Origin of the sequence: Streptomyces sp. NPDC002057, from assembly GCF_040296665.1 — a bacterium.
Taxonomy (GTDB): Bacteria; Actinomycetota; Actinomycetes; order Streptomycetales; family Streptomycetaceae; genus Streptomyces.
Genome location: NZ_JBEOXR010000010.1, coordinates 176246 through 201608, shown reverse-complemented (window position 1 = coordinate 201608; position 25363 = coordinate 176246). Strand labels below are relative to the sequence as shown.

General features: G+C 73.0%; 25 protein-coding genes and 1 pseudogene. 12 read left to right on the top strand and 14 right to left on the bottom strand.

All coding sequences use genetic code 11. The features are described from left to right. Positions 1-106 precede the first annotated feature (106 nt). On the bottom strand, positions 107-376 hold the full coding sequence (locus ABT129_RS11830) for a hypothetical protein (protein ID WP_351899762.1): 270 nt from the start codon (positions 374-376) through the stop codon (positions 107-109). Between the two features lie 111 nt (positions 377-487). Between ABT129_RS11830 and ABT129_RS11825 the strand changes: the two genes are divergently transcribed. Continuing rightward, positions 488-826: a hypothetical protein gene (locus ABT129_RS11825; RefSeq protein WP_351899760.1), complete on the top strand. Its 339-nt coding sequence runs from the start codon at positions 488-490 to the stop codon at positions 824-826. A 193-nt stretch (positions 827-1019) separates the two neighbouring features. Further along, positions 1020-2288, top strand: coding sequence for a L,D-transpeptidase (locus tag ABT129_RS11820; protein WP_351899758.1), 1269 nt, complete (start codon positions 1020-1022; stop codon positions 2286-2288). Positions 2289-2365: 77 nt separating this feature from the next. On the opposite strand, the gene ABT129_RS11815 is transcribed toward ABT129_RS11820, so the two are convergent. Next, the gene (locus ABT129_RS11815) at positions 2366-3238 is read right to left on the bottom strand and encodes a helix-turn-helix transcriptional regulator (protein WP_351899755.1); all 873 of its coding nucleotides are present in this window, start codon (positions 3236-3238) and stop codon (positions 2366-2368) included. Between the two features lie 128 nt (positions 3239-3366). Here ABT129_RS11815 and ABT129_RS11810 point away from each other — a divergent pair, with 128 nt between their 5' ends. Both ABT129_RS11810 and ABT129_RS11805 read left to right on the top strand, forming a co-directional pair. Then, positions 3367-4419, top strand: coding sequence for an NAD(P)-dependent alcohol dehydrogenase (locus ABT129_RS11810; protein ID WP_351899753.1), 1053 nt, complete (start codon positions 3367-3369; stop codon positions 4417-4419). 76 nt (positions 4420-4495) lie between these two features. Further along, positions 4496-4852 (top strand): DUF1330 domain-containing protein, encoded by a 357-nt coding sequence (locus ABT129_RS11805; RefSeq protein WP_351899750.1) that lies wholly within the window; start codon positions 4496-4498, stop codon positions 4850-4852. On the opposite strand, the gene abc-f is transcribed toward ABT129_RS11805, so the two are convergent. From abc-f to ABT129_RS11790, 3 genes are all read right to left on the bottom strand, one after another. Continuing rightward, positions 4835-6487: a ribosomal protection-like ABC-F family protein gene (gene abc-f, locus ABT129_RS11800; protein ID WP_351899749.1), complete on the bottom strand. Its 1653-nt coding sequence runs from the start codon at positions 6485-6487 to the stop codon at positions 4835-4837. The two genes, ABT129_RS11805 and abc-f, sit on opposite strands and share 18 nt — an antisense overlap. A 241-nt stretch (positions 6488-6728) precedes the next feature. Next, positions 6729-7388, bottom strand: coding sequence for a peptide-methionine (S)-S-oxide reductase MsrA (gene msrA / locus ABT129_RS11795; protein ID WP_351899747.1), 660 nt, complete (start codon positions 7386-7388; stop codon positions 6729-6731). Between the two features lie 130 nt (positions 7389-7518). Next, positions 7519-8625, bottom strand: coding sequence for a hypothetical protein (locus ABT129_RS11790; protein ID WP_351899745.1), 1107 nt, complete (start codon positions 8623-8625; stop codon positions 7519-7521). A 71-nt stretch (positions 8626-8696) separates the two neighbouring features. On the opposite strand from ABT129_RS11790, the gene ABT129_RS11785 reads away from it, so the two are divergent. Continuing rightward, the gene (locus tag ABT129_RS11785) at positions 8697-9854 is read left to right on the top strand and encodes a cystathionine gamma-synthase (protein ID WP_351899744.1); all 1158 of its coding nucleotides are present in this window, start codon (positions 8697-8699) and stop codon (positions 9852-9854) included. A gap of 121 nt (positions 9855-9975) precedes the next feature. On the opposite strand, the gene ABT129_RS11780 is transcribed toward ABT129_RS11785, so the two are convergent. The 4 genes from ABT129_RS11780 to ABT129_RS11765 all read right to left on the bottom strand — a co-directional run bounded on the left by ABT129_RS11780 (position 9976) and on the right by ABT129_RS11765 (position 11740). After that, on the bottom strand, positions 9976-10167 hold the full coding sequence (locus tag ABT129_RS11780) for a DUF1059 domain-containing protein (protein WP_351899741.1): 192 nt from the start codon (positions 10165-10167) through the stop codon (positions 9976-9978). Between the two features lie 229 nt (positions 10168-10396). Then, positions 10397-10648, bottom strand: a complete 252-nt coding sequence (locus ABT129_RS11775) for a hypothetical protein (RefSeq protein ID WP_351899739.1) — start codon at positions 10646-10648, stop codon at positions 10397-10399. After that, positions 10645-11124, bottom strand: a complete 480-nt coding sequence (locus tag ABT129_RS11770; RefSeq protein ID WP_351899737.1) for a sigma factor-like helix-turn-helix DNA-binding protein — start codon at positions 11122-11124, stop codon at positions 10645-10647. Before ABT129_RS11770 ends, ABT129_RS11775 begins: the two co-directional genes overlap by 4 nt. 31 nt (positions 11125-11155) lie before the next feature. After that, a complete protein-coding gene (locus tag ABT129_RS11765; protein WP_351899735.1) occupies positions 11156-11740 on the bottom strand; it encodes a MarR family winged helix-turn-helix transcriptional regulator in 585 nt (194 codons plus the stop codon). A gap of 149 nt (positions 11741-11889) precedes the next feature. Between ABT129_RS11765 and ilvA the strand changes: the two genes are divergently transcribed. The 3 genes from ilvA (at position 11890) to ABT129_RS11750 (ending at position 15121) form a co-directional block, all read left to right on the top strand. Continuing rightward, positions 11890-13119: a threonine ammonia-lyase gene (gene ilvA, locus ABT129_RS11760; protein ID WP_351899733.1), complete on the top strand. Its 1230-nt coding sequence runs from the start codon at positions 11890-11892 to the stop codon at positions 13117-13119. A 122-nt stretch (positions 13120-13241) separates the two neighbouring features. Beyond that, entirely contained in the window at positions 13242-14270 is a 1029-nt protein-coding gene (locus ABT129_RS11755; RefSeq protein ID WP_351899730.1) for an ATP-binding cassette domain-containing protein, read from the top strand. Between the two features lie 5 nt (positions 14271-14275). Continuing rightward, positions 14276-15121, top strand: coding sequence for an ABC transporter permease (locus ABT129_RS11750; RefSeq protein ID WP_351899775.1), 846 nt, complete (start codon positions 14276-14278; stop codon positions 15119-15121). Positions 15122-15134: 13 nt separating this feature from the next. On the opposite strand, the gene ABT129_RS11745 is transcribed toward ABT129_RS11750, so the two are convergent. The 4 genes from ABT129_RS11745 to ABT129_RS11730 all read right to left on the bottom strand — a co-directional run bounded on the left by ABT129_RS11745 (position 15135) and on the right by ABT129_RS11730 (position 21271). After that, complete coding sequence (locus ABT129_RS11745) at positions 15135-17459, bottom strand: protein kinase domain-containing protein (protein ID WP_351899728.1); 2325 nt, start codon at positions 17457-17459, stop codon at positions 15135-15137. Positions 17460-17492: 33 nt separating this feature from the next. Further along, the gene (locus ABT129_RS11740; protein ID WP_351899727.1) at positions 17493-20042 is read right to left on the bottom strand and encodes a serine/threonine-protein kinase; all 2550 of its coding nucleotides are present in this window, start codon (positions 20040-20042) and stop codon (positions 17493-17495) included. 140 nt (positions 20043-20182) lie between these two features. Continuing rightward, positions 20183-20680, bottom strand: coding sequence for a transcription elongation factor GreA (gene greA, locus ABT129_RS11735; protein ID WP_351899724.1), 498 nt, complete (start codon positions 20678-20680; stop codon positions 20183-20185). Between the two features lie 189 nt (positions 20681-20869). Then, the gene (locus ABT129_RS11730; RefSeq protein ID WP_351899722.1) at positions 20870-21271 is read right to left on the bottom strand and encodes a DUF4307 domain-containing protein; all 402 of its coding nucleotides are present in this window, start codon (positions 21269-21271) and stop codon (positions 20870-20872) included. A 98-nt stretch (positions 21272-21369) separates the two neighbouring features. Between ABT129_RS11730 and mca the strand changes: the two genes are divergently transcribed. Together mca and ABT129_RS11720 are read left to right on the top strand one after the other, a co-directional pair. Further along, positions 21370-22251, top strand: a complete 882-nt coding sequence (gene mca / locus ABT129_RS11725) for a mycothiol conjugate amidase Mca (protein ID WP_351899720.1) — start codon at positions 21370-21372, stop codon at positions 22249-22251. A gap of 1 nt (position 22252) precedes the next feature. Then, positions 22253-22486, top strand: a complete 234-nt coding sequence (locus ABT129_RS11720; protein WP_351899717.1) for a hypothetical protein — start codon at positions 22253-22255, stop codon at positions 22484-22486. Between the two features lie 57 nt (positions 22487-22543). Here ABT129_RS11720 and ABT129_RS11715 read toward each other — a convergent pair. Further along, positions 22544-22910, bottom strand: a pseudogene (locus ABT129_RS11715) (hypothetical protein); the annotation flags it as partial. 270 nt (positions 22911-23180) lie between these two features. Here ABT129_RS11715 and ABT129_RS11710 point away from each other — a divergent pair. Continuing rightward, positions 23181-23813, top strand: a complete 633-nt coding sequence (locus ABT129_RS11710; protein WP_351899715.1) for an ABC transporter ATP-binding protein — start codon at positions 23181-23183, stop codon at positions 23811-23813. Then, positions 23810-25360 carry a hypothetical protein gene (locus ABT129_RS11705; protein WP_351899713.1) on the top strand — a complete coding sequence of 517 codons (1551 nt, stop codon included), beginning with the start codon at positions 23810-23812 and terminating at the stop codon, positions 25358-25360. The genes ABT129_RS11710 and ABT129_RS11705 overlap by 4 nt, the downstream gene beginning before the upstream one ends. Positions 25361-25363 lie beyond the last annotated feature (3 nt).

Here is a 25363-nt window from a genome sequence, read left to right as displayed (position 1 = left end):
CGTGCATCTCGCGGGCGATGGCCTCGCGGGCGAGCCGCTGGGCCTGTGCGGCACGCAGTTCGGCCTCGGCCTCGGCGGGGCGGGCCCTCTCCCGTCGTCACGGGGCTCAGTAGGCCCGGCCGCGCCGTCGCATCGCCAGCGCCACGAACCCCGCCCCCACGCCCAGGAATCCCGTCCCGCCGAGCAGGTACGGCGTGGTGCCCAGGCCCCCGGTCTCGGCGAGCCGCCCGTCGTCCGCGGCGGGGCCGTCCTGGATCACCCCGATCCGCACCCCGCCCCCCTCGTCGGTGGCGTTCGCGGACGGCACGAACCACAGGGCGCACAGCAGCGTCCCCGCGGCGGTCGCGGTCAGCAGTGGGCGTCGGGCGGCGGACACGGAAATTTCGATCCCCCTTGCGGAAACCGCGAATTGGTCTGTGCGCCGATGCTAATGAACACAGCGGGTCGTGGGAAAGCCGAGGCCCCGCCGCCGCCTACGCTCCGACACATGAGTACTTCTGACACCGCACGCTATGTACGTCTTCGGGTCGATGTGGTCCTGGAGATCGACGGACCGGCCGAGTTGGCCGAGGCCGCAGAGGCCCGGATCGGCGCCGACGAGTTCATGCCCGAGGAGGAGCGGGTGCCCGCCCGCGCCGCCGTGCGCGAGGACAGCGCCGAGGCCCTCGCCTACCTCGTCGAGCCCTTCGACCTGATCCGCGACGTCCCCGGCATCGAGATGGTCCAGGCCTCCTGGAGCAGTGAGGAGATCGAGTACGACCCCGATGCGCTGGAGTGGGACCTCGGCGAGGAGGATGGGGCGGAGGAAGACGACGACCGGTCGTAGGACCGGTATCCGCCCTGTTCGCAGGCCCCGGGACGGCGTCCCGGGGCCTGTGGTGTGTACGTCGGTCCGATCCGGGAACCGGATGGACCAGAGGCGCGTGTCGAACAGTGGCATTCCCCACAAACGCCCCGCTCCCGGAACCGGACGGGGTGTCATGGGGTTCATAGAAGACGTTGGCAGGGAATCGGCGACGATGGAGAAGCGTGTGATGACGGACGGCAAGCACCGCAGGAGCCTGGCCGCCGCGGCCGCGGTGCTCGGCGGTGTGCTGGTGCTCTCGGCGTGCAGCGACGGCGACAAGGGCGCGGGCGCCTCCGGTTCCGCGACACCACAGTCACAGGCCCAGGTCGACGAGGCGGCCGCGCAGAAGACCTCCAAGGCGCAGATCACCATCTCGCCGAAGAACGGCACGCAGAACGCCTCCATCAACAACGACGCCAAGGTCACCGTCGCCGAGGGCAAGCTCACCGAGGTCTCCATGACCTCCGCCGAGGGCGAGGAGGTCAAGGGCGAGATAGCGGCCGACGGCCTCAGCTGGAAGCCCAGCGGCCAGCTCGACCGGGCCACGGTCTACAAGATCGCCGCCACCGCCACGGACGCGGAGGGCCTCGAGGCGCACGAGAACTCCTCGTTCACCACGGTCTCCAAGGCCAACAGCTTCATCGGCAACTTCACGCCGGAGGACGGCTCGACCGTCGGCGTCGGCATGCCGGTCTCGATCAACTTCAACAAGGCGATCACCGACAAGAAGGCCGTCCAGGGCGGCATCACCGTCACCTCCAGCAGCGGTCAGGAGGTCGTCGGGCACTGGTTCAACTCCCAGCGCATCGACTTCCGCCCGAACGACTACTGGACCGAGGGCTCGACGGTCACCCTGAAGCTGGACCTCGACGGCGTCGAGGGCGCCGACGGTGTCTTCGGCGTCCAGCAGAAGACCGTCACCTTCAAGATCGGCCGCAACCAGGTCTCCACCGTCGACGTCGCCACCAAGACCATGACGGTCACCCAGGACGGCAAGACGATCAAGACCATCCCGATCTCCGCCGGCTCCCCGGAGAACCCGACCTACAACGGTCAGATGGTGATCTCCGAGAAGTTCAAGGAGACCCGGATGAACGGCGCCACCGTCGGCTTCACCGATGACGACGGCAAGGGCGAGTACGACATCAAGGACGTGCCGCACGCGATGCGCCTGTCCACGTCGGGCACGTTCATCCACGGCAACTACTGGGGCCCGGACTCGATCTTCGGCTCGGCCAACACCAGCCACGGCTGCGTCGGCCTGAACGACGCCAAGGGCGCGGGCGACCCGAACCAGCAGGCCGCCTGGCTCTTCGACCACTCGATCGTCGGTGACGTCGTGATCGTCAAGCACTCCAAGGACAAGACGATCGCCCCCGACAACGGCCTCAACGGCTGGAACATGGGCTGGGCGGAGTGGAAGGCCGGCTCCGCGGTCTGATCCACCACCGGAACACACGGAAGCGGCCCCCTCCCCACCGGGAGGGGGCCGCTTCCGTCAGCGGGCCGGGTGCACGGCTACTTCCGCGCGTCCAGGTCCACGTTCTCGTCCACGCCCCACTGCGCGAGCAGCCGCAGCGCGTCCGCCGAGGCCGTCCCCGGCTCCGCCTGGTACGTCACGAGCACCAGGTCCGGATCGTCGCCGGCCACCCGCATCGACTCGTACGACAGGGTCATCTCACCCACCAGCGGATGCCGCAGCCGCTTCGTGCCGTGCCCCTTGTCGGTCACCGTGTGCGCCGCCCACAGCGAACGGAACTCCTCGCTCTTCACGGACAGTTCGCCGACGAGCGCCAGCAGCTGCGGATCGTCCGGATAGCAGCCCGCGTACAGCCGCAGCACGCTCACGACCTCGACCGCCTTGCACTCCCAGTCGACGTACAGGTCGCGCGCGTTCGGATCCCGGAAGACCATCCGGGCCATGTTCCGCTCGTCCGGCTCCCACGCCGCGAAGTCGCCCATCAGCGCCCGCGCCATCCGGTTCCAGGCCAGCACGTCGAGGCGGCGGCCCAGCAGGAAGGCGGGCACCCCGTCCATCGAGTCCAGCAGATGCGTGAGGCCCGGACGGACCCGCTGCGGACGGGCTATCGCCGCCCGCTGCCGCTTCTTCACCGTCGGCTTCGCGAGGTGCGTCAGATGCGCCCGCTCGGTGTCGCTCAGCCGGAGCGCCCGGGCGATGGAGTCCAGCACCTCGGTGGAGACGTTCCGCCCGTTGCCCTGTTCGAGCCGCGTGTAGTACGCCACCGACACCCCGGCCAGCTGCGCGAGCTCCTCCCGGCGCAACCCCGGCACCCGGCGATGGCGCCCGAAGTCCGGCAGACCCACGTCCTCGGGCTTCAGCCGGGCCCGGCGCGAGCGCAGGAATTCACTGAGTTCGGCACTGGGATCCATGCGTCCCGATTATCCCAGGTCGTACGCCGTGACGGACGGGTCTTCCTGTCCCTGCCAGTGGTAGGCACGCTGGACGTAGGCAGAACAGGTGGCTGGGTGAAATCGGCGCACTCCCACAGGCTGGAGCCATGACCACGAACGTGACCACCGTCCCCGCCTACGCCGCACCCGCCGCCAACGCCCCGCTGGAGCGCACCACCGTGCCGCGCCGCCCCGTCGGCGAGCACGACGTCCTCATCGACATCAAGTACGCCGGCATCTGCCACTCCGACATCCACCAGGCGCGCGACGGCTGGGGCGAGGGCATCTTCCCGATGGTCCCCGGCCACGAGATCGCCGGAATCGTCACGGAGACCGGCCCCGGGGTCACGAAGTTCCAGGTCGGCGACCGCGTCGGCGTCGGCTGCTTCGTCGACTCCTGCCGGGAGTGCGCCTACTGCCTCCAGGGCCTGCAGCAGTACTGCGCGCGGGGCATGACCGCCACGTACAACGCCGTCGACAAGAACGGCGAGCCCACCTACGGCGGCTACTCCAGCCACATCGTCGTCGACGAGAACTACACCCTGCGCATCCCCGAGGGCATCGGCCTCGACGAGGCCGCCCCGCTGCTCTGCGCCGGCATCACCCTCTACTCGCCGCTCGCCCACTGGAAGGCCGGCCCCGGCAAGAAGGTCGCCATCGTCGGCCTCGGCGGCCTCGGCCACATGGGCGTCAAGATCGCCCACGCGCTCGGCGCCGAGGTGACCGTCCTCAGCCAGTCGCTCCGCAAGCAGGAGGACGGCCTCAAGCTGGGCGCCGACCACTACTACGCGACCAGCGACCCGGAGACCTTCACCGAGCTCGCCGGCACCTTCGACCTGGTGATCTCCACCGTCTCCGCGCCGCTGGACTTCGACGCCTACCTGCGCCTCGTCAAGACGGACGGCGCCCTGGTGAACGTGGGCGCGCCCGAGGAGCCGGTCAAGATCGGCCTGTTCTCCCTGATCGGCGGCCGCAAGACGCTCGCCGGCTCGTCGATCGGCGGCATCGAGGAGACGCAGGAGATGCTCGACTTCTGCGCCTCGCACGGACTGGGCGCCGAGATCGAGCTGATCGATGCGGACCGGATCAACGAGGCGTACGAGCGGGTCATCGCGAGCGACGTCCGCTACCGCTTCGTGATCGACGCGTCGACGATCTGACCCTCCCGGCCCGGTCGCCGGGGCATGACCTTCCGGGTAATCGACCCCGAGGGGCATGCCCCGGCATTCTTGCGTCATGACCGCATACGCCATCGGAAACCTGCACCCGAAGCCCGTCCCCGACGAGGAGGTCTTCGTGTACATCGAGCGCATCCAGTCCACCCTCGACCCCTTCGGCGGCCGCTTCCTCATCCACGGCGCACCCCACCGCGAGGTCCTGGAGGGCGACTGGCCCGGCGCCGTCGTGCTCATCGCCTTTCCGACGTACGAGAAGGCCCGCGCCTGGTACGACTCCGCCGCCTACCAGGAGCTGATCCCCCTCCGCACCCGCCACCTGGCGGGCGACATCCTCCTGGTCGACGGCGTCGCCGAGCCCTACGACCCGGCGGCGACGGCCGCGCTGATGCGGGCCGCGTCAGCCGGCCCGGCCTGAGGACAGCTCCAGCCGCGTGCCGCCGAAGCCGGCGCGGAAGCGGGGGTCGTGGGAGACCGCGACCACCGCGCCCGTGAAGGCGGCGAGGGCGGCTTCGACCTCCTCCACCAGGGAGAGCGCCAGATGGTTGGTCGGCTCGTCCAGGACGAGCAGATCCGCCGGCCGGGTCACCAGCCGGGCCAGTTCGAGGCGGCGCCGCTGACCCACCGAGAGCCGGGCCACCGGCACGGTCAGGTCCTCCTCCCGGAAGAGACCGAGGCCGAGCAGCTCCTCCGCGTGCTCCTCGGGCGGGCCGGGACGGCCCGCCGCGTACGCCGCGAGCAGCGGTTCCGGGGAGGGGACGGCGGGCAGCTCCTGGCGCAGGTAGCCGATCGAGGCCGGGCGGACGACCGTGCCGCCGTCGGGACGCAGGTCGCCGGCGAGGACGCGGAGCAGGGTCGTCTTGCCGGCGCCGTTCGGGCCGGAGACGAGCAGCCGGTCCCCGGCCGCGACCCGGAGGCCGTCGATCCGCAGCCGGTCGCCGACCACGACGTCGCAGAGCTCGGCGAGAGGACCGTCGGGGCCTCCCGTCCCACCCGCCGACGTGGCGCCGCCGGTGCCGGTCGTGGTGATCCGGGCCGTGAACCGCAGCGGCTCCGGCGGGGCCTGCACCGGCGTCCTCCGTAGCTGTTCGAGCCGTACGCGCGCCGCCCTGACCTGCCCGGACAGCTTGTTCTCGTGCGAACGACGGTGCTTGCCGAAGCCCTGCCGGGGGTCGCTCCCGGACCCCGCGAGCCGCTGCCCCGCCGCGGCCACCAGCTCCTCCGTACGGGCCAGCTCCTCCCGCCACTCCTCGTGCCGCCGCACCCGGCGGCGGCGGGCGGCGGCCCGCGCGGCGAGGTAGCCGGACCAGCCGTCGCCGTACCGGGTCACCGTGCGGCTGTCCCGGTCGACCTCCAGGATCGTCGTCGCCATGCCCTCCAGGAAGTCCCGGTCGTGGGTGACCGCCACCACCGTGCCGCGGTGGGCGCGCAGCCGCTCCGTCAGCCAGTCGGCGGCGGTCCGGTCGAGGTGGTTGGTCGGCTCGTCGAGCAGCAGCAGCTCGGCGCCCGAGGCGAGGACGCAGGCGAGGGCGAGCCGGGACTGCTCGCCGCCGGAGAGCGTGCCGACGCGGCGCCCGCGGCCGACCCGGCCGAGGCCGAGGCCGTGCAGTGCGGCGTCGACCTCGGCGTCGGCCCGGTAGCCGCCGCGCTCCTCGTACCGGGCGGCCAGCTCGCCGTAGGCGACGAGGTCCCCGGCCGTCGCGGAGCCGAGGGTCTCCTCGGCCGCCCGCATCTCCCGCTCCATGGCGCGGAGCTCGGCGAGGGCGGCGTCGACGGTGTCCCGGACGGTGTGCCCGGGCCCGAGTCCGAAGGTCTCGGCGAGGGTCTGCGCGAGATGCGCGACGCCCCCGGGGAACCTGACGGTCACCTCCCCGTCGTCGGCCGCGTCCGCCCCGGCCAGGAGCCGGAGCAGGGTGGACTTCCCGGATCCGTTCTCGCCGATGACGGCGGCCTTCTCGCCGGGCCGGACGGTGAGCGTGAGCTGTTCGAGGACGGAGCGGTCCCCGTAGGACTTGGAGACGTCTTTCAAGGTCAGCTGGGCGCGGTCGCGCATGGGGTCTTTCCCTGGGTGCTGGGGTGCGTTCGGGCCGGGGAAGGGACGACGGGACCACCACCGCCACGCCCCGAGGGCGCCGGATCAGCGGGTCGGACCGCGTCCGCGGCCGGAATCAGAGAAAGAAGTGGAACGAACCCATGGGCCCGAGTCTATGCGCGGGGGCCCGCCCGGGCCGATCGATTTTCGGCCCGGGCGGGCCCCTCCGGCCCCCAGGGGCCACGCGTGCGCTCCGGGCGGGTCAGCCGGCCTTCGCCACACCGATCGGGCACGAGACGCCCGTGCCGCCGATGCCGCAGTAGCCGCCCGGGTTCTTGTCCAGGTACTGCTGGTGGTACCCCTCCGCCGGATAGAAGGCGCGGCCCTCCGCCGGGAGGATCTCCGTGCTGATCGTGCCGTAGCCGGAGCCCGTCAGGACCTTCTGGTAGGCCTCGCGGGAGGACTCCGCCGTCGCCGCCTGGGCCGGGGTGTGGGTGTAGACCGCCGAGCGGTACTGGGTGCCCACGTCGTTGCCCTGGCGGAAGCCCTGGGTCGGGTCGTGGGACTCCCAGAAGAGCTTCAGGAGGGACTCGTACGAGACCTTCGACGGGTCGAAGACGACCCGGACGACCTCGGTGTGGCCGGTCAGGCCCGAGCAGACCTCCTCGTAGGCCGGGTTCGGCGTGTAGCCGCCCTGGTAGCCGACGAGGGTCGTCCAGACGCCGTCGGTCTGCCAGAACTTGCGCTCCGCGCCCCAGAAACAGCCGAGGGCGAAGTCGGCGACCTCCAGGCCCTCCGGGTAGGGGCCGAGGAGCGCGTTGCCGAGGACGGTGTGGCGCTCGGGGACCGAGAACTCCGGCTCGGGACGGCCGCGCAGGGCCTGCTCGGGGGTGGGGAGGACGGGGGTGCGGGACAGGAACATGCTGCATCTCTCCTCGACGGTCGGCAGTGGTCACAACGCCGGCGGGCGGTGGGGGATTCCCCGGGAGCCCCCGAGAAGCCCCGCGCGGCCCGCCCGGGCGCCGCCCGCCGCGGTGCGCCCCGTCGGTCGGTCAGCGCGGCAGCGACGCCGGGTTCCCGCCGTTCGCCTCGTACCCCGCCACCGCCAGGTTCCGGAAGACCGTGAACTCCGCCGCCGGGTCACCGCTCAGCGTCCACGGCACCGCGCCCACGTGCCCGTCGACCCGCACCAGCTGGTGCATGGCCTCCGTCCAGCGTCCGCCCCGCACCAGGAACCAGACCAGCAGGTGCCGCACGTGCGCCAGCATCGGGTCGTCGGGCCGGGCCGAGTGGACCGCGTACAGCGCGCCGTCCATCGCCTTGGACACCACCGCCGTACGGAAGAAGTCCTGCACGAGCACCACGTCGGGGACGTGCTCGTACACCGCGAACAGCGGCAGCGCCGCGAGCAGCGAGCCCCGCGGGGCGCGCGCGGCGGCCGTCGTCGCGAAGTGGTCCGCCTCCTCGCGCGAGCCGTGCCACTTCTCGCACCAGTAGTGCAGGGCCGCCAGGTGCGCGCCCATGTGCTGCGGCGCCCGGTCGATCACCTTCGCCCACACCTGGTCGAACTGCTCGTGCCCGTAGCCGAGTCCGCGCGCCACGGCCAGCTGCGTGATGTACGGGACCGGGTCGCCCGGAGCGAGCAGCGCCGCCTCCTCGGTGACCTTCAGCCCCTCCTCCAGGATGATCCGGAAGTCGTCGGTCCCGGCCGCCGAGGAGCGCCAGGCCTGCTGCACCAGGAACTCGGCGTGCACGGCCGCGCCGCCCGCGTCCTTCGGGGCGTCCGCCCGCCAGCTCCGCAGCCACGCGCCGCCGACGCCCGGCCGCTCCTGGAGCTCCAGGGACGCGGCGCCCGCGAAGGCCTGGACGCGCTGCCAGCGCACCTCGCCGTCCTTGTCGGTGGCGGCGAGCAGCCGCGAGGCGGCCCGCCAGTCCTGGGTGGCCTGGACGACGTCGAGGACGTGCAGGAGCTCGTCGTCGGCGCCCGGGAGCCGTACGTCCTGGTCCTCCTGCCGGACGAACCCGTACGCCTCCGGATCCGCCGCGTCCGGCGCGCCGGGCGCGACCTGGCGGATCCCGCCGCCGCGCCGGCGCATCAGGTAGGGGCCGAGGACGGCGAACAGCAGCCCCAGCGCGATCAGGAACCAGAGAATCTCCATGTGTCCATTGTCCAGGACACCCGATGAGACGAACGAGGCGACGGGGGCCGTGCGGCACTACGCTCCTGACCATGAGCGACCAGCACACCCACCAGAGCTTCGAGACCCGCGCGATCCACGCGGGCAACACCGCCGACCCGCTGACCGGCGCGGTCGTCCCGCCCATCTACCAGGTGTCCACCTACAAGCAGGACGGCGTGGGCGGGCTGCGCGGCGGCTACGAGTACAGCCGCAGCGCCAACCCGACCCGTACCGCCCTGGAGGAGAACCTGGCGGCCCTGGAGGGCGGCCGGCGCGGTCTCGCCTTCGCCTCGGGCCTGGCCGCCGAGGACTGCCTGCTGCGCGCGCTCCTCGCGCCGGGCGACCACGTGGTCATCCCGAACGACGCCTACGGCGGCACCTTCCGGCTCTTCGCCAAGGTCGTGCAGCGCTGGGGCGTGGACTTCTCGGTGGCGAACACCTCGGACATCGCCTCGGTGCGGGCGGCCGTCAACGACCGTACGAAGCTGATCTGGGTCGAGACCCCGTCGAACCCGCTCCTCGGCATCACCGACATCGAGGCCGTCGCGGGCGTGGCCCGCGCGGCCGGCGTGAAGCTCGTCGTCGACAACACGTTCGCCTCGCCGTACCTCCAGCAGCCGCTGGCGCTCGGCGCGGACGTCGTCGTGCACTCCCTGACGAAGTACATGGGCGGTCACTCGGACGTCGTCGGCGGCGCGCTGGTGACGGCCGACGAGGCGCTCGGCGAGGAGCTGGCCTACCACCAGAACGCGATGGGCGCGGTCGCCGGTCCCTTCGACTCGTGGATCGTGCTGCGCGGCATCAAGACCCTGGCGGTCCGCATGGACCGGCACAGCGAGAACGCGACGAAGATCGCCGACATGCTGACCCAGCACCCGAAGGTCACCCAGGTCCTCTACCCGGGTCTCCCGGAGCACCCGGGGCACGAGATCGCGGCCAAGCAGATGCGTTCCTTCGGCGGCATGATCTCCTTCCGCGTGAAGGGCGGCGAGGACGCGGCGGTCGAGGTCTGCAACCGCGCGCAGCTCTTCACGCTCGGTGAGTCGCTGGGCGGCGTCGAGTCGCTGATCGAGCACCCGGGCCGGATGACGCACGCGAGCGTCGCGGGCTCGGCCCTGGAGGTCCCCGCCGACCTGGTCCGTCTCTCGGTGGGCATCGAGAACGTCGACGACCTGCTGGCGGACCTGCGCCAGGCGCTGGGCCAGTAGGACGGTCGGTACGGGGCCGGGCGGACGTTCCCGTCGTTACGGGGCGTCCGCCCGGCCCCGCCGTGTCTGCCCGCTGTGTCTGCCCGCGGTGTGCGTCGGCCACCGGTGCCGGGCGCGCGGGTCAGGCGGGGACCTTCTCGTCCACCAGGCCGGCGCGGACCTCGGACCGCAGTTCCAGGGTGTCCGCGTGGCCGTGGACGGAGACGGCGTGATCCACCGCGGCCTTCACCACTTCCTCCTCCTCACCGCTGATGGTGAGGGTGCAGTTCATGACGCTCGGTGTACTGCGGCAGTCGGCGACTTTCCTGGTCATGTCAGCCTCCTCGGCACCTGGAGGTGCCATCGTCCCTCCAGCCTAGGGCCTGTCGTCACCTTCCCGTCTGCCCCGCGACGCCTGGCACGCGCTCTCGCCGCACCGGGCGAAAGCCCGAGTACGTCCAGTACGCCGACTTCCGCCCGGCACACCGAGAGCACGCACCAGACGCCGAGAGGCCGCCCTCCGGGCGACGACGGGAAGGTGACGACAGGCCCTAGGTCCGTTCTCACCAGCCTTCGAGCGGCGGTGTCGTCCCGGCCGGAGGAGCCTCCCAGGGGTGGACCGCCGACGCCCACACCAGGAACGCGAGCGCGGCGATCACGCCCAGGACCCACAGCGCCCGGCGCACCCCCCGGGCGCGGCGGAGCCGCCGGGCCCCGCGCGCCGCGGCCCGCGCCGCGAGGTCGCGGGGGACGGGCGGGTGCGGGGTGTCGAGGAGCCGCCGGACCGCGGCCTCCTTGTCCTCGTGCCGGGTCACGCGGCGGACCCCCGTCCGCCCGAAGGGTGCCGGGCGGCGGCCCTGAGCGTGGCCACCGCGCGGGCGCGGACGGCGCGGACCCGGGCCTCGGAGAGTCCGAGCAGCGCCGCGACCTGCTCCTCGGCGACCCCCTCGTACAGCCGGAGGACGACCACGAGCCGCTCCCGCGGGGTGAGCGCGGAGAGCACGCCGCCGTGTCCGCCGTGATGCCGCCGGGCGGTGCGCGCGAAGCGGGCGGCGAGCTCGCGCCGGGTGAGTTCGTACGGGTCCTCGTGGCGCGTCCGGTCCCAGACCGCGTAGGTGTGCGCGAGGGCGCCGGTCAGGAGGGCCTGGGCGTGCGGGTTGCGGGTGCGGGTCTCGGCGGTGAGGAGGGTGGCGGCGTGCAGCAGCCGGCCCGCCGCCCCGGCCACGAACGCCTCGAACTCCCGGGCGCGGTAGGCGTGTTGGACGTCCCGTCCGCTCCGCCGACCTGTCACGTCCTCATCTGAGGACAGCGCGGGGCCGGGGTCAAGAGGCCGGTACGGACTCGCCCGGCCCCTCGTGCGCGGACGGAGCCGCCGCCGTGTCGTCGGACGCGACCGGGGACTCCGCCACCGCGTGGCCCAGCTGGCCCGCGTGCGCCGACTGCCGTGCGGACAGCGCGGTGTTGAAGCGGGTCAGCAGGGTGCAGAAGGAGGCGCGCTCGTCCGGCGTCCACCCCTCGGTGACCTCGACCATCAGCTGACGGCGCGAGGAACGCACCTCCTCCAGCCGGGCCAGGCCGCGCGCCGAGAGCTGGAGCACGACCGCGCGCCCGTCCTCCGGGTGCGAAGTCCGCTTCACCAGGCCGGTGTCGACGAGCGGGGCGACCTGGCGGGTGACGGTCGACGAGTCGATGCCCATGCCCGCCGCCAGCGCCTTGACGCCCATCGGGCCTTCCTGGTCGAGCCGGTTGAGGAGGAGGTAGGCGGCGCGGTCCATCGAGTTGCGGAGCTGGCCGGTGCCGCCGAGGCGGGTCTGCTCCGCACGGCGGGCGAAGACGGCCACCTGGTGCTGGAGGGCATCGAGGAGACCGGGGTCGAGCTCAGTCGTCATGTCCTGAGATGTGGGCATGGCTGTGGGTCTCTCTCGTGCGGGGGTGGTCGGTTGGTGGGGGACAGAGTACGCGGCCCCGGGGAGGTCCGTACCGGGGCTGCGCAAACCCGCTGGAGCACCTGTCGGCCGGGCGGCCACCAGGGCCGTGAGCTGCGAGACTTGCTGTCATGAGCTTCCGTACGCCAGACCCCTTGCACCGGCTGATGCTCGACGACGTGCGGGGGGCGCAGAAGATGCTGTCCGGGGTGGCCCGGACGACGGCGATGGAGGGGAGCCGCCATCTGTCGTCGCTGGTGGGGGCGCCCGTGCACCTCAAGTGCGAGAACCTCCAGCGGACCGGCTCCTTCAAACTGCGCGGGGCGTACGTGCGGATCGCCGGGCTGCGGCCCGAGGAGCGGGCGGCCGGGGTCGTCGCGGCCTCGGCGGGCAACCACGCGCAGGGCGTGGCGCTCGCCTCCCGACTGCTCGGCGTGCACGCCACCGTCTTCATGCCGGTCGGCGCCCCGCTCCCGAAGGTCGCGGCGACCCGGGAGTACGGCGCCGACGTCCGGATGCACGGCCATGTCGTGGACGAGACGCTCGCGGCGGCGGAGCGGTACGCGCGGGAGACCGGGGCCGTCTTCATCCACCCCTTCGACCACCCCGACATCATCGTCGGGCAGGGCACCGTCGGCCTGGAGATCCTGGAGCAGTGCCCGGAGGTCCGGACGATCCTCGTGGGCGTCGGCGGCGGCGGGCTCGCGGCCGGCATCGGGCTCGCGGTGAAGTCGGTGCGACCGGACGTGAAGGTCATCGGCGTGCAGGCGGAGGGCGCGGCCGCCTATCCGCCCTCCCTGGCGGCCGGACACCCGGTCGTCGTCGAGTCGCCGGTGACGATGGCGGACGGCATCAAGGTGGGACGGCCCGGCGACGTGCCGTTCGCGCTGGTCCGGGAGTACGTCGACGAGATCGTCACCGTCTCCGAGGACGCGCTCTCCTCCGCCCTCCTGCTCTGCCTGGAACGGGCCAAGCTGGTCGTCGAACCGGCGGGCGCCAGCCCGGTCGCGGCCCTCCTCAGCGACCCGAAGGCCTTCCGGGGGCCGGTGGTCGCGGTGCTGTCCGGCGGGAACGTCGACCCGCTGCTGCTCCAGCGGATCCTCCGGCACGGCATGGCGGCGGGCGGCCGCTACCTGAGCCTGCGGCTTCGGGTCACCGACCGGCCCGGCGCCCTCGCGACCCTGCTCGCGGTCCTCACCGTGGCCGACGCGAACGTCCTGGACGTCAGCCACGTACGGACCGACCCGCGACTCGGCCTGACCGAGGCGGAGGTCGAACTGCACCTGGAGACGAAGGGACCGGAGCACTGCCGGGAGGTCGCGGACGCGCTGCGGGACGCCGGGTACACGGTGCTGGACTGATCGACCCGGACCACCCGCCCCCGAACAAGATCATGTGGCGCGGGTCACAAATTCACTGGGCGAGGTGCGCCCCGCAAACCTAGGATCGGTGGGAAACGCCCCCATTTCCTGGGAGAACCCACATGCCAGGCGCGATCTACGCCGAAGGTCTGGTGAAGACCTTCGGTGACGTACGAGCTCTGGACGGAGTGGACCTCGACGTGCCCGAAGGCACGGTCCTCGGTCTGCTCGGCCCGAACGGCGCGGGGAAGACGACCGCCGTGCGCGTGCTGACCACCCTCCTCCAGCCCGACAGCGGCCGGGCCGTCGTCGCCGGGATCGACGTCCTCAAGCACCCCAACGAGGTGCGCCGCTCGATCGGGCTCTCCGGCCAGTTCGCGGCCGTCGACGAGTACCTCACCGGCCGCGAGAACCTCCAGATGGTCGGCCAGCTCTACCAGATGAAGGCGAAGGCGGCGAAGCAGCGGGCGGGCGAACTCCTCGACCGCTTCAACCTCGCCGACGCCGCCGACCGCCCCGCCAAGACGTACTCCGGCGGCATGCGCCGCCGCCTCGACCTCGCGGCCGCCCTCGTCGTCTCCCCGCCGGTCATGTTCATGGACGAGCCGACCACCGGCCTCGACCCCCGCAACCGGCAGGGCCTGTGGGAGGTCATCAAGGAACTCGTCGCGGGCGGTACGACCCTGCTGCTCACCACCCAGTACCTGGAGGAGGCCGACCACCTCGCCCACGACATCTGCGTCGTCGACCACGGCAAGGTCATCGCGCGCGGCACCGCCGACCAGCTCAAGGCCCAGACGGGCGGCGAGCGCGTCGAGGTCGTCGTCCACGCACCGGGCATGATCACCGGCGCCCGGGACGTCCTCGCCCGCTACGGCATCGCGGGTACCGGCGGCGGCGAGGTCTCCGTCGAGGAGCACACCCGCAAGCTGACCGTCCCCGTCGCCGGCGGCGCCAAGCTGCTCGCCGAGGTCATCAGGGACCTCGACGCCGTCGGCGTCGAGATCGACGACATCGGACTGCGCCGCCCCACCCTCGACGACGTCTTCATCTCCCTCACCGGCCACGCGGCCGAGCGGGCGGAGGAGGAGAACGGCGGGCCGGAGGAGAAGGGCGGCCACGGCCGCAAGCGCGCGAAGGAGACGGCGTGACCACCCTGACCGAGGACAGAAAGGCCCCGCCGGCCCCGAAGCCGCGGGGCGGCGTCGCCCAGTCGATCGGCGACTCCCTGGTCGTCGCCAAGCGCAATCTCATCCGGATGACCCGCATCCCCGAGATGGTCATCTTCGGGCTCATCCAGCCCGTCATGTTCGTGGTGCTGTTCAGCTACGTCTTCGGCGGCTCGATGGTCGTCGACGGCAGCACCAGCCCGCAGGAGTACCGCGAGTTCCTCATGGCGGGCATCTTCGCCCAGACGGTCACCTTCGCCACGGCCGGCGCGGGCGCGGGCATCGCGGACGACATGCACAAGGGCCTCATCGACCGGTTCCGCTCCCTGCCGATGGCCCGGGGCGCGGTCCTCACCGGCCGCACCCTCGCCGACCTCGTGCAGACCGCCCTCACCCTGGTGGTCCTGGCCATCGTCGCGCTCCTCGTCGGCTGGCGGATCCACGAGGGCGTCCCCAAGGCACTGGCCGCCTTCGGCCTGCTCCTCCTCCTCGGCTACGCCTTCTCGTGGATCGGCGCGCTGATCGGCCTCTCCGTCCGCACCCCGGAGGCGGCCACCTCCGGCGGCCTGATCTGGCTCTTCCCGGTCACGTTCATCTCGAACGCGTTCGTGCCCACGGAGGGCATGACCCCGTGGATCCGCCACATCGCCGAGTGGAACCCCTTCAGCGCCACCGTCCAGGCCTGCCGCGTGCTCTTCGGCAACCCGGGCGTGGTCACCTCGGACGCCTGGCCGATGCGGAACTCGATCTGGGCGTCGATCATCTTCTCGCTGATCATCCTGGTGGTCTTCCGGACCCTGGCGGTCCGCAAGTACCGCTCGGCGACGGTGTGACCCGGCCCGCCGGTCAGGGCACGTAACCGGAGACGACGAGGCCGTCGGGGAGGGCGAGGAAGACCGCCCCTCCGGCGGCCAGCGCCTCTCCGACGGATTGGGCCCTGAAGCCGTCGGGCAGGTTGGGCTGGTACGTCTCGTAGCCCGTGCCGGAGGAGGTGGGGCCGTCCGCCGGGAAGGAGATGACGGCCGTGTCCGTCACCGTCAGGACCCGGTCGCCCGCGAAGTAGACGCGCCCGGATTCACCCAGGTACACCGGGGCGTCGGCGCTCCACTGCTCCTTGCCGCTCTCCAGGTCGTACGCCACCACCCCCTGACCGCTCACCACGGCGACGAGACCGTCCGCGTTCACGGCCGGGCCGACCGTCACCCCCGAGCCGAAGCTCCCCTTCCGCCGCAGCGAGGCACCGTCCAGGACGGTCACGGACCCCCCGGAGGGCGCGCAGAGCACGCTGCCGCTCTTCTCGTGCACGGTGAAGCCGTAGCACTCCGCCGTGCCGCTCGCCGTCTTCTTCCCGGTCCGCGCGTCCAGCGCCACCGGGACCACCCCCAGCGGCACGTACACGCGCCCGTGCGCCGCCACCGGAGCCTCCGGCGGGTGGTCGAGGGGCTCCTGCCACAGCAGTTCGCCGACCTCCCGGCCCTCGCCGCCGAGCCTCACCGCCGTCGCGAGACCACCGGCCTCCATGTCCACCGGGTCGACGTACGTGGTGTAGAGGACGCCGTCCGCGAAGTCGGTTCCCTTGGCCGCCCACCCGCCGCCGGGACCGGGCATCGTCCCCTGCTTCCCGCCGTCCCGGAGGCCGTACACGACCAGGCCGTCCGTCCCCGTCGTCGCGTACACCCGGTCGCCGACGATCGCCGGGTACTTGGGCGAACTCTGCACCCCGTTCGCATCCGTGCGGGCCCGCACCTTCCACAGCTCACGGCCGTCGGCCGCGTCGAGCGCCACGAGCGCGCCGCCGGAACCGGCGCAGACCAGCACCTTCGGGGAGAGCGCGCAGGCGCCGTCGGCGGCTTCGGTCCGCGTCATCCAGGGCGACCAGCCGGCCGGGCGGAAGGCCCGGTCGTCCGCCGCCGCGCCGAAGTCGTTGGTGCGGCCCTCGCCGCCGTACGGCAGCACGACCCGGCTGAGCGACTCCGGGGCCGGATCACCGGAGGCGCCCGGGGACGTGCTCGCGCCCGGGGAGCCGCTCGCACTCGGCCCGGCGGCTCCGCCCGTCCCTTCCCCACGGTTCAGGAGCACGACACCCACGGTCGCGAGGACCGCCACCGCCACCGCGCCCGCGACGAGCGCGCCCCAGGGGCGTCGCCGCCGTGCCACCGGAGAGGCCGGGGCCGGTGGCCGGTCGGTCATGGCGGTGGGGGAGTACGGCACCACCGGGCCGAGCGTCGGCAGGTCCGCCACGCCCGCGCCCGAGGCCGCCGCCTCTCCGACCGCCCGGGCCGCCTCCCCGCTCTCGGCGAGCAGGGACAGGACGCCGCTCGGCCACGGGAAGACCTCGGGAACCCCGTCGCCGCCCAGGAGCGCGGCCAGCTCCCCCGCCGAGGGACGCTCGGCGGGATCCAGCCGCAGGCAGCGCTCCAGCACCGGCCGCAGCTCCTCCGGCACCCCGGACAGCTCGGCGTCGGCCCGGCTGATCCGGAAGATCACGGCCGCCATCTCGTCGTCCTCGAACGGCCCCCGGCCGCTCGCCGCGAAGGCCAGCACCGCGCCCAGGCAGAACACGTCCGAGGCGGGCACCACGGCCCGGCTGCCGACCAGGTGCTCCGGCGCCATGAACCCCGGCGAGCCCACGATCAGACCGGTCGACGTCAGCGCCGTCGCCTCGAAGGCCTGCGCGATGCCGAAGTCGATCAGCTTCGGCCCGGCGGAGCCGAGCAGGACGTTCGCGGGTTTGAGGTCCCGGTGCAGCACCTGGGCCCGGTGCACCTCTTCCAGGGCCCGGGCGAGCGCCGCGCCCAGGGCGCGCACCACCGGCACCGGCAGCGCTCCGGCCCGTACGACCGCCTCCGCGAGCGAGGGACCCGGCACGTACTCCGTCGCCAGCCACGGCGAGGGCGCGTCGGCGTCGGCGTCCACGAGCCGCGCCACGCCCGGCCCGTCCACGGTCCGCGCCGCCGCGATCTCCCGCCGGAAGCGGGTCCGGAAGTCCCCGTCGACCTCCAGGTCGCTCCGGACGGTCTTCACCGCGACCATCCGGAACGGGTCGGCCGTCGGCGCGTCCGCCCGGCAGGCGAGGTGCACCTCGCCCATGCCGCCCGCGCCGAGACGGGCGAGCAGCCGGTACGGCCCGACGAGCCGCGGGGGCTGTCCCGAGGGAAGGGCTTCCAGCACCGAACACGTCCTTTCAGGGCGTCATGAGCGGGATCATCGGGGGAGTTCGACGGAGGCGACGACGCCCTTGTCGTAGACGACATAGGCGATCCCGCCCACGGGCAGCACCTCGGGCGCGCGGATCTTCTTGCGCTCGAACTCGCCGAAGGCCGGGTCGTACGCCTCCTCCTCGGCGCGCGGCCCCGGCGCCCCCGGCACCGCCGTGACCCGTTGCGCGCCCGGCGTGCCGTCCGGCCCGAGCCGCACGGTGTGGAGCGAGGAGTAGTCGGCGTACACGACCTGGTCGCCCGCGAGCAGCGGCGCGGACCAGCTCTGGGCCAGACCGGACGGAGCCGCCTTCGCCGGGAAGGAGGCGAGCACCTCGCCGGCACGCGGATCGAGGACCCGCAGGCCCTTGTCCCAGGTCACGACAGCGCGCGGACCGATCGCCGTGGGGGCGGTCGCGGTGAGCGCGCCGGGCAGCGAACCCTTCGAGGCGAGGGTGCGGGCGTCCAGGACGTGCAGGTCCGTGTCGGCGTCGGCGCGGAACCCGGAGCCGACGCAGTACGCCGACACGCCCAGCACCTTGATCTCCCGGCACGCCTTGGCGTCCGGGTCGACCTGCCCGACCTGGGTGCCCTTCCTGCCGTCGTACGCCACGAGCCCGCCCTGACTGAGCGCGTAGACGATTCCCTTCGCGTAGGCCACCGGCTCGTACGCCGCGGCCTCGGCCTTGGAGACCTCGCCGTTGGTGAGACCGTGCGACCACAGCTTCTCGCCGTCGGCCAGGGAGAACGCCGTGAGGTCCACCGGGGCTCCGGTGCCGTCCTCGACCGCCTCCGTCGCGGCGAAGACCATCCCGTCGGCGACGACCGGACGCGTGCCCCAGAAGTCCTGCGGCCCCAGGGCGGGCTTCTCCCAGCGCACCTTGCCCGTGCGCGCGTCGCGCACCTGGAGGGTGTAGCCGGAGACGAGGACCACGCTCCCGTCGTGGACGGTGGGACGCGTGGCGGCACCCGCGGGGAAGGGCTGCCCCGTGCCGCTGATGTAGGTGTCGCCGGGCGTGTTCTCGGGCCAGGGCACGTCCCACAGCTTCTTCCCGCTCGCCGTGTCCAGCGCCTCGTACCGCCCGTCCGTCATCCGGCACACCAGCACCTTCTCCCCGGCCGAGCAGCCGAACGCCGGGGCGCTCAGCTTCCCCTGCCAGGGCTTCCAGCCGGCCGGCCGCTGGGCCGCGTTCTGCGGGACGACTCCGGAGGCGTCGGCGAGGCCCCGGTCGTCGACGCCCGGAATCCTCGGCGCGGCGGGCGGGGCGGCCTTCGCCGGTGCCTGCGGCTTCTTCGTCTCCTCCTCCGGCCACAGGACGTACGCGCCGACCCCACCGGCCACGACGGCCAGGGCGACGACGCCCGCGACCAGCCGCCCCCGCCGCCGGCCGCGCGGGGGAGCGCCGGTCCCGTCGGCCGACGGGACCGGCACCTGCGTCGGTACGGAGTGCAGCCCGGGTACGGCGGGGGTGACGACCGGCCCCGGGGCCGCCGGGGCCGTCTCCAGGAGCGGTCCGCCGGAGGCGACGAGCTGGGCCAGCTCCGTCCCGTACTCGCCGATGTGGTCCCGTACGCCCTCCGGCCACGGGAAGACCCTCGGCGTTCCGGCGCCGCCGAGCAGTTCCGCGAGCGCCTCCGGGGCGGGCCGCTCCGCCGGGTCCAGGGCCAGACAGGCGGCGACGGTCCCGCGCAGCTCCTCGGGGACCCGGGTGAGGTCGGCCTCCGCCTGGGAGACCCGGTACAGGACGGCGGCGAGCGGCCCGTCGCCGAAGGGGTCCTCGCCGGTCGCCGCGTAGCAGAGCAGCGAGCCGAGGCAGAAGACGTCGGAGGCGGCGGTCACCCGCCGGGCGCCGGCCACGTGCTCGGGGGACATGAAGGAGGGGGTGCCGACCATGAGACCGGTGGCGGTCATCGTGGTGGCGGTGTTGCTGCGGGCGATGCCGAAGTCGATGAGGCGGGGGCCGTCGACGGAGAGCATGACGTTGCCGGGCTTGAGGTCCCGGTGCAGGACCCCGGCCCGGTGCAGGTCGGCGAGGGCGCGGGCGACGTCGGCGCCGAGTGCGCGGACGGTCGCGACGGGGAGGGCGCCGCCGCGCCGTACGGCCTGGGAGAGGCTGGGGCCCGGGACGTACGCGGTGGCCAGCCAGGGCGTCCCGGCGTCGGCGTCGCCGCCGAGCGGGGCGGCGGCGTACGGGCTGTCGACGAGCGCGGCGACCCGTATCTCGCGGCGGAACCGGTCGCGGAAGGCGGGGTCTCCGGCGACGTCCCGCCGCACGGTCTTCACGGCGACGAAGGTCCCGCGGGCGGGCCCGCCCGCGTCCCGGCCGCCGGAGCCGCCGTCCCCCGGCCCGTCCCCCGCCGGCCCGGCCCCGGAACCGGCGCCCCCCGGACCGCCCCCGGAGCCGTCCCCCGGCCCCGCCGGGCCGTCCGTGACGGCGCCGGGCTCCCCGTCGTCCCGTCCCAGGAACACCTCGCCCATGCCGCCCGCGCCGAGCCGGGCGAGCACCTCGTACGGTCCGATCCTGCGTGGCGCACCGGCGCCCAGTGGTCCCAGCACTTCGCCCTCCCCCGTGTGACGCGATGTCAGGCCGCATCATTGCATGTGCATGTAGAGCGCACCGTGGGCAGTCGGTCACGGACGGGCAGCGCGAAGGGCCGGTCCCCCTGGGGACCGGCCCTTCGTCGGACGCGGGTGGCTCAGCCGGTGTACGGCTTCGCGCTGAGGATCTTCACCGCGGCCTTCTTGCCGTTCGGCAGCTCGTACTGGGCGTCGTCACCGGCCTTCTTGCCGTTGACGCCGACGCCGAGCGGCGACTGCGGCGAGTAGGTCTCGATGTCACCGCTCGCGTACTCGCGGGAGGCGAGCAGGAAGGTCATGGTGTCGTTCTCGTCGCCGTCGAAGGCGATCGTGACGACCATGCCGGGCTCGACGACGCCGTCGTCCGCGGGGGCCTCGCCGACCTTGGCGTGCTGGAGCAGCTGGGTGAGCTGGCGGATCCGGAGCTCCTGCTTGCCCTGCTCCTCCTTGGCCGCGTGGTACCCGCCGTTCTCGCGCAGGTCGCCCTCTTCGCGTGCCGCGGCGATCTTGACGGTGATCTCGGTACGCGCGGGACCAGACAGGTACTCAAGCTCGTCCTTGAGCTTGTTGTACGCCTCCTGGGTGAGCCAGGTGACGTTGTCGCTGGTCTGGGTCACGGGTGCTCCTCGTAGGTACTGGGAATACAAAGCATCGCCCTACACGGGAGAGCTGTGCTGTCCCGGGTGGGCGAAACCACGAGCCTAACAATGAGTGGCGAAAAGCGGGAGGACATAACCATCGGGATGGCGTCACACCAGGTCACCGCGGTGACGCGCCGGGGCTCGACACCCGGTCCCTACCCACCGCTACCGGGCTGTACACCCCACGAGCTCGGCACTCGTCGCGTGGGCGGTCGTGCGGAGCGTGAACACGCTGTCGACCCTCGTCGCGGGGTCGTCGATCCGGACGTCCTTGCGCGCCACCTCGACGCCGTCCTCGGCGCGCGAGCGGAGGGTGCAGACACCCTTGACGCCCTCGTCCTTGCGGACCTCCAGGTGCACCTGGACCTCGGTGGGGCTCACCACGTCGAACTTGATCATCTCGGCGCTGATCCTGTTGTCGACGACGTAGTACCAGCCGAACCAGCCGAGGACGCCGAGGAAGAGGACACCGAGCACGGCGCCGATGATCCTGAGCTTGCGGTCGGCCGCCTCGTCCGCGGAGCGCCCGTAGCGCCCTTCGGGCAGCTGCTCTCGCACCGCGCTCATGCTGGATCCTCTCGAAGCCGGGGGTGGCGGAATTTTCACTCCCCCGATTCCGTCACTATAGAGACCACCCTCCGCGTCGAATCACTGAGGATCGAGTCTTGACTGACCAGCTGCGACTGATGGCGGTTCACGCCCACCCCGACGACGAGTCGAGCAAGGGTGCGGCCACGATGGCCAAGTACGTGTCCGAGGGGGTGGACGTCATGGTGGTGACGTGCACGGGCGGCGAGCGCGGCTCGGTCCTCAACCCCCAGCTCCAGGGCGACCCCTACATCGAGGCGAACATCCACGAGGTGCGCCGCAAGGAGATGGACGAGGCCCGCGAGATCCTCGGCGTCTCCCAGGAATGGCTGGGATTCGTCGACTCCGGCCTTCCCGAGGGCGACCCGCTGCCCCCGCTCCCCGAGGGCTGCTTCGCCCTGGAGGACGTCGACAAGGCGGCCGGTGAGCTGGTCCGCAAGATCCGTTCCTTCCGTCCGCAGGTCGTCACGACCTACGACGAGAACGGCGGATACCCGCACCCCGACCACATCATGACCCACAAGATCACGATGGTGGCCTTCGACGGGGCGAGCGACGCCGAGAAGTTCCCGGAGAGCGAGTTCGGCCCGGTCTGGCAGCCGCTGAAGCTCTACTACAACCAGGGCTTCAACCGTCCCCGCACCACCGCCCTGCACGAGGCGCTGCTCGCCCGCGGCCTGGAGTCGCCGTACGGGGAGTGGCTGGAGCGCTGGAAGGAGTTCGAGCGCAAGGAGCGGACGCTGACCACGTACGTGCCGTGCGCCGAGTTCTTCGAGATCCGCGACAAGGCCCTGATCGCCCACCGCACCCAGATCGACCCCGACGGCGGCTGGTTCCGGGTCCCGATGGAGATCCAGAAGGAGGTCTGGCCGACGGAGGAGTACGAGCTCAGCAAGGCGCTGGTCCCGACCTCCCTCCCCGAGGAAGATCTCTTCGCGGGCATCCGCGACAATGCCTGACATGAGCGCACACCTGGCACTGACCCAGCTTGTCCCCTTCGCCGCCGAAGAGCTGGACAAGAACAAGGTGACACCCGGCGTCCTCGGCTTCGTCGTCTTCGCGGTGATGGCCCTGGCCGTCTGGCAGCTGATGAAGTCGATGAACCGCCACATGGGCAAGGTCGACTTCGAGGAGGCCCCGGACCCGGAGGCCGCCGCGAGCACCCCGGCCGCCTCCGCCGCCCCCCGCACCTAGCGACGACGCCCCCTGTCCCGTACCCCCGGCGGTACGGGACAGGGGGCGTCCGTACGCCTACCCCGCCGGCACCCCCAGCACCTCCCGGGCGTGCCGGTCCGGCACCATGCCCAGGTCCCAGGCCTGCCACGGCGTCGACGGGTGGACGCCCCGCTCCAGGAGCACGCCGTACGCCTCGGCGCAGTCGTCGAGGCGCGGGTCGCGGGCCGGATGCCGGTCCGCGACCAGGCCCGCGAGCTCCTCGCGGGCCGTCGCCGTCCCCGGCTCCGGGCTGGAAGTCCGCCCGCGCCTCCACGAGCAGCTGCCGGGCGAAGCCCGAGTTCCGCAGACCGCCCGTGCGGGCCGCCAGCTGGTCACGGGTGACCCGACCCGAGTGGTGCCGGGCGCCCGCCAGCCCGTACACGTCCCGCATCCGCGAGAACATCGGATGGCGCGGAGGAAGGAGGACCCGGCTCGGACGCGACGGACACGCGGGCGCCGAAGTGGGGCCACCGGCAAGGAGGTTGCCGTCCCGCCCCGCTGCGCGGGCTTCCCGAATCCGCCGCGTCCCGCGGAGATCCGCCTGGACTACGCTGGCGGAGATCCGGCCGGTGGCGCGGATCGCGGGTCGGGAGGGCACGGGAGTGGACGGGTCGTACGGGAAGGAGCGCCGCTCCGCGCGCTCACGCGCCAAGCCGGCCGTTCCGGAGCGACGGTGAGCGACGTGCCCGCGATCGCCGCGGAGGGCGCCACGGTCGTCCTGGACGGAACCACGCTCCTCGCGCCGACGACGTTCACGGTCCTGCCGGGCGAACTCCGGTGCCTCACCGGGAGCAACGGCTCCGGGAAGACGACCCTCCTCCGGGCCTTCCTGGGGAGCCGGAGGCTCACGGGCGGCGCCGTCCTCGTGCGCGGCGAGACCGTCGACATGGCCCGGCCCCGCCACCGGCGGTTCGTGGCCTCCCTCGTCGAACCCGTACCCGTCGCACGGGACATGACCCTCCGCGAGCAGGTGACCCTGGTCGCCGCCTCCTGGTACGGCAACACGACGGCGACCGCCGAGCGCGCCGACGGGATCATCGGGCGACTGGGCCTCACCGCCCTGGGCGAGCGGTTCCCCTCACAGCTCTCCTCCGGCCAGCTCCAGCTCTTCAACCTCGCGCTGACCCTGGTCCGCCCCGCCGACGTCGTCCTGCTCGACGAGCCCGAACGGCACCTCGACACCGAGCGCGTCGGCCTCGTCGCCACCCTGCTCGCCGAGCGCGCGGCACAGGGCACGTCGTTCCTGGTCGCCACCCATGAGCCCGCCGTGGTGGAGGCCTGCGACGGCGTCACGGAGCTGGGATGACGACGGACACCCTCACCGCGGCCGGGGCCGGCCCCAGGGACCGCGTCCACGCCGTACGCCACCGGTACGCCCACCGGGGAGAGCGCGTCACGGCACGGGACCGGGCGTACACCGTCTACCTCACCGTCATCCTCGGCGCCGTCTACGTGGCGCCCGTCGTCCACCTGGCGCGCACCTCGGAGGCGCTCCTCGCACTGGAGTCGCCCGGGACGGCGGCGCCGGTGGCGTGCCTGGTCGCGGCGGCCGCCGTCTGGGGCGCCCAGCTCACCGGCCGGTTCTGGGGACCGCTCGTGCTCAAGCCGTTCCTGCTGCACGTGTTCATGAGCACCGACCTGTCCCCGACCGAGTACCTCGGCACGATCGCCCGCCGCCGCCTGGTGTACGCGGGACTCGGCACGCTCCTGACGGTGTGCACGGCGGCGTTCCTCGCGACCGACCTGTTCGACCACGCGGACAGCGGGCTCGTCCCGCAGGGCGTGGCCGTCGCGGCGGGCATCGGCGCCGTCGCCCCCGTGGCCTGGCTGTGGGGCCAGGTCCGGACGGTGCGCGAGAACGTCCTGCTCGCCTCCGCCGTGGCCGCCGTGGCGGTCGCCGTGGCGCTGCTCGGCCGGTCCGCCCTCCCGGACGGCGGCGGCCTGTGGCTCGTCACCGGTGTGCTGGCGGTCGCCGCGGCGCTGCTCGGCCGGTCCGCCTTCCGCTCCGTCCGTACGGTCGACCTCACCCGGCTCGCACGCGAGTCGGCGCGCGCCGCCGAGGCCCAGACCTTCGCCTGGACCGGCACGCTCCACCACGCGCTCGACCTGTACCGGCCGGAGCCGCGCGGACTCACCTCGGCCCTGACGCGTCCGGACGGACGCCTGCGCGGCCACCTCGCCCAGGGAGCGGTCCGCGCGCTCCGCACCCGGGGGCGCGCGGTCGCGGCCGCGGTGTTCCTGCCGGCCGGCGGCGTCCTGCTGACGCTCGGCGTCCTGGAGCCGGACGGCGGCCCGGCGACGACGGCCCGGGTGGTCGGCGCCGCCGGTGTGTACTGGGGGTCCGGCTGGGTCGGCGAGAGCTGGCGCAGCCTGCGCGACGAGCTGACCCTGGCCCCGCTGCTCGGCGAGCGGTGGGGCGGGACCCTCGCCCGCACCCTGGCCTGGCCGGTCGTCGCGGTGGGGGTCACCGTCGGGCTGTCGAGCGGTGTCACCGTCCTGGCCCGGTGGCCGCTCCGGGACGCCGGTCCGGCCGACGCGGCGCTGCTCGCCGCGGGGACGGTGGTGCTCGTGCTCGGCGCCAGGTTCCTGCGCGAGATGAAGACGAACCTGCCCGTCGAACTGCTCCTCCCCGTCATCACGCCGCTGGGCGACCTCTCCGCCCTCCGGGTCTTCGTGTGGCAGTTCGACGGAATCGTCGTCGTCCTGCTCGGCGTCCTCGTGATGAACGGGATCCCCTCCGCCCCGGGCGCCGCCCTGACCGCGCTGTCCCTCGCGATCTGCTGCCTCTGGGCGGGCCTGCGCCGCACGGGCTGGACCCCGCGCTCCCTGCTCAGCCGCCTCGGCCGGGTGTAGGAC

Bases quoted from the DNA above. Each gene is read 5' to 3' on its own strand.
- ABT129_RS11825 (WP_351899760.1), top strand. From the start codon at position 488: ATGAGTACTTCTGACACCGCACGCTATGTACGTCTTCGGGTCGATGTG.
- ABT129_RS11820 (WP_351899758.1), top strand. From the start codon at position 1,020: ATGGAGAAGCGTGTGATGACGGACGGCAAGCACCGCAGGAGCCTGGCC.
- ABT129_RS11815 (WP_351899755.1), bottom strand. From the start codon at position 3,238: ATGGATCCCAGTGCCGAACTCAGTGAATTCCTGCGCTCGCGCCGGGCC.
- ABT129_RS11810 (WP_351899753.1), top strand. From the start codon at position 3,367: ATGACCACGAACGTGACCACCGTCCCCGCCTACGCCGCACCCGCCGCC.
- ABT129_RS11805 (WP_351899750.1), top strand. From the start codon at position 4,496: ATGACCGCATACGCCATCGGAAACCTGCACCCGAAGCCCGTCCCCGAC.
- abc-f (WP_351899749.1), bottom strand. From the start codon at position 6,487: ATGCGCGACCGCGCCCAGCTGACCTTGAAAGACGTCTCCAAGTCCTAC.
- msrA (WP_351899747.1), bottom strand. From the start codon at position 7,388: ATGTTCCTGTCCCGCACCCCCGTCCTCCCCACCCCCGAGCAGGCCCTG.
- ABT129_RS11790 (WP_351899745.1), bottom strand. From the start codon at position 8,625: ATGGAGATTCTCTGGTTCCTGATCGCGCTGGGGCTGCTGTTCGCCGTC.
- ABT129_RS11785 (WP_351899744.1), top strand. From the start codon at position 8,697: ATGAGCGACCAGCACACCCACCAGAGCTTCGAGACCCGCGCGATCCAC.
- ABT129_RS11780 (WP_351899741.1), bottom strand. From the start codon at position 10,167: ATGACCAGGAAAGTCGCCGACTGCCGCAGTACACCGAGCGTCATGAAC.
- ABT129_RS11765 (WP_351899735.1), bottom strand. From the start codon at position 11,740: ATGCCCACATCTCAGGACATGACGACTGAGCTCGACCCCGGTCTCCTC.
- ilvA (WP_351899733.1), top strand. From the start codon at position 11,890: ATGAGCTTCCGTACGCCAGACCCCTTGCACCGGCTGATGCTCGACGAC.
- ABT129_RS11755 (WP_351899730.1), top strand. From the start codon at position 13,242: ATGCCAGGCGCGATCTACGCCGAAGGTCTGGTGAAGACCTTCGGTGAC.
- ABT129_RS11730 (WP_351899722.1), bottom strand. From the start codon at position 21,271: ATGAGCGCGGTGCGAGAGCAGCTGCCCGAAGGGCGCTACGGGCGCTCC.
- ABT129_RS11720 (WP_351899717.1), top strand. From the start codon at position 22,253: ATGAGCGCACACCTGGCACTGACCCAGCTTGTCCCCTTCGCCGCCGAA.
- ABT129_RS11705 (WP_351899713.1), top strand. From the start codon at position 23,810: ATGACGACGGACACCCTCACCGCGGCCGGGGCCGGCCCCAGGGACCGC.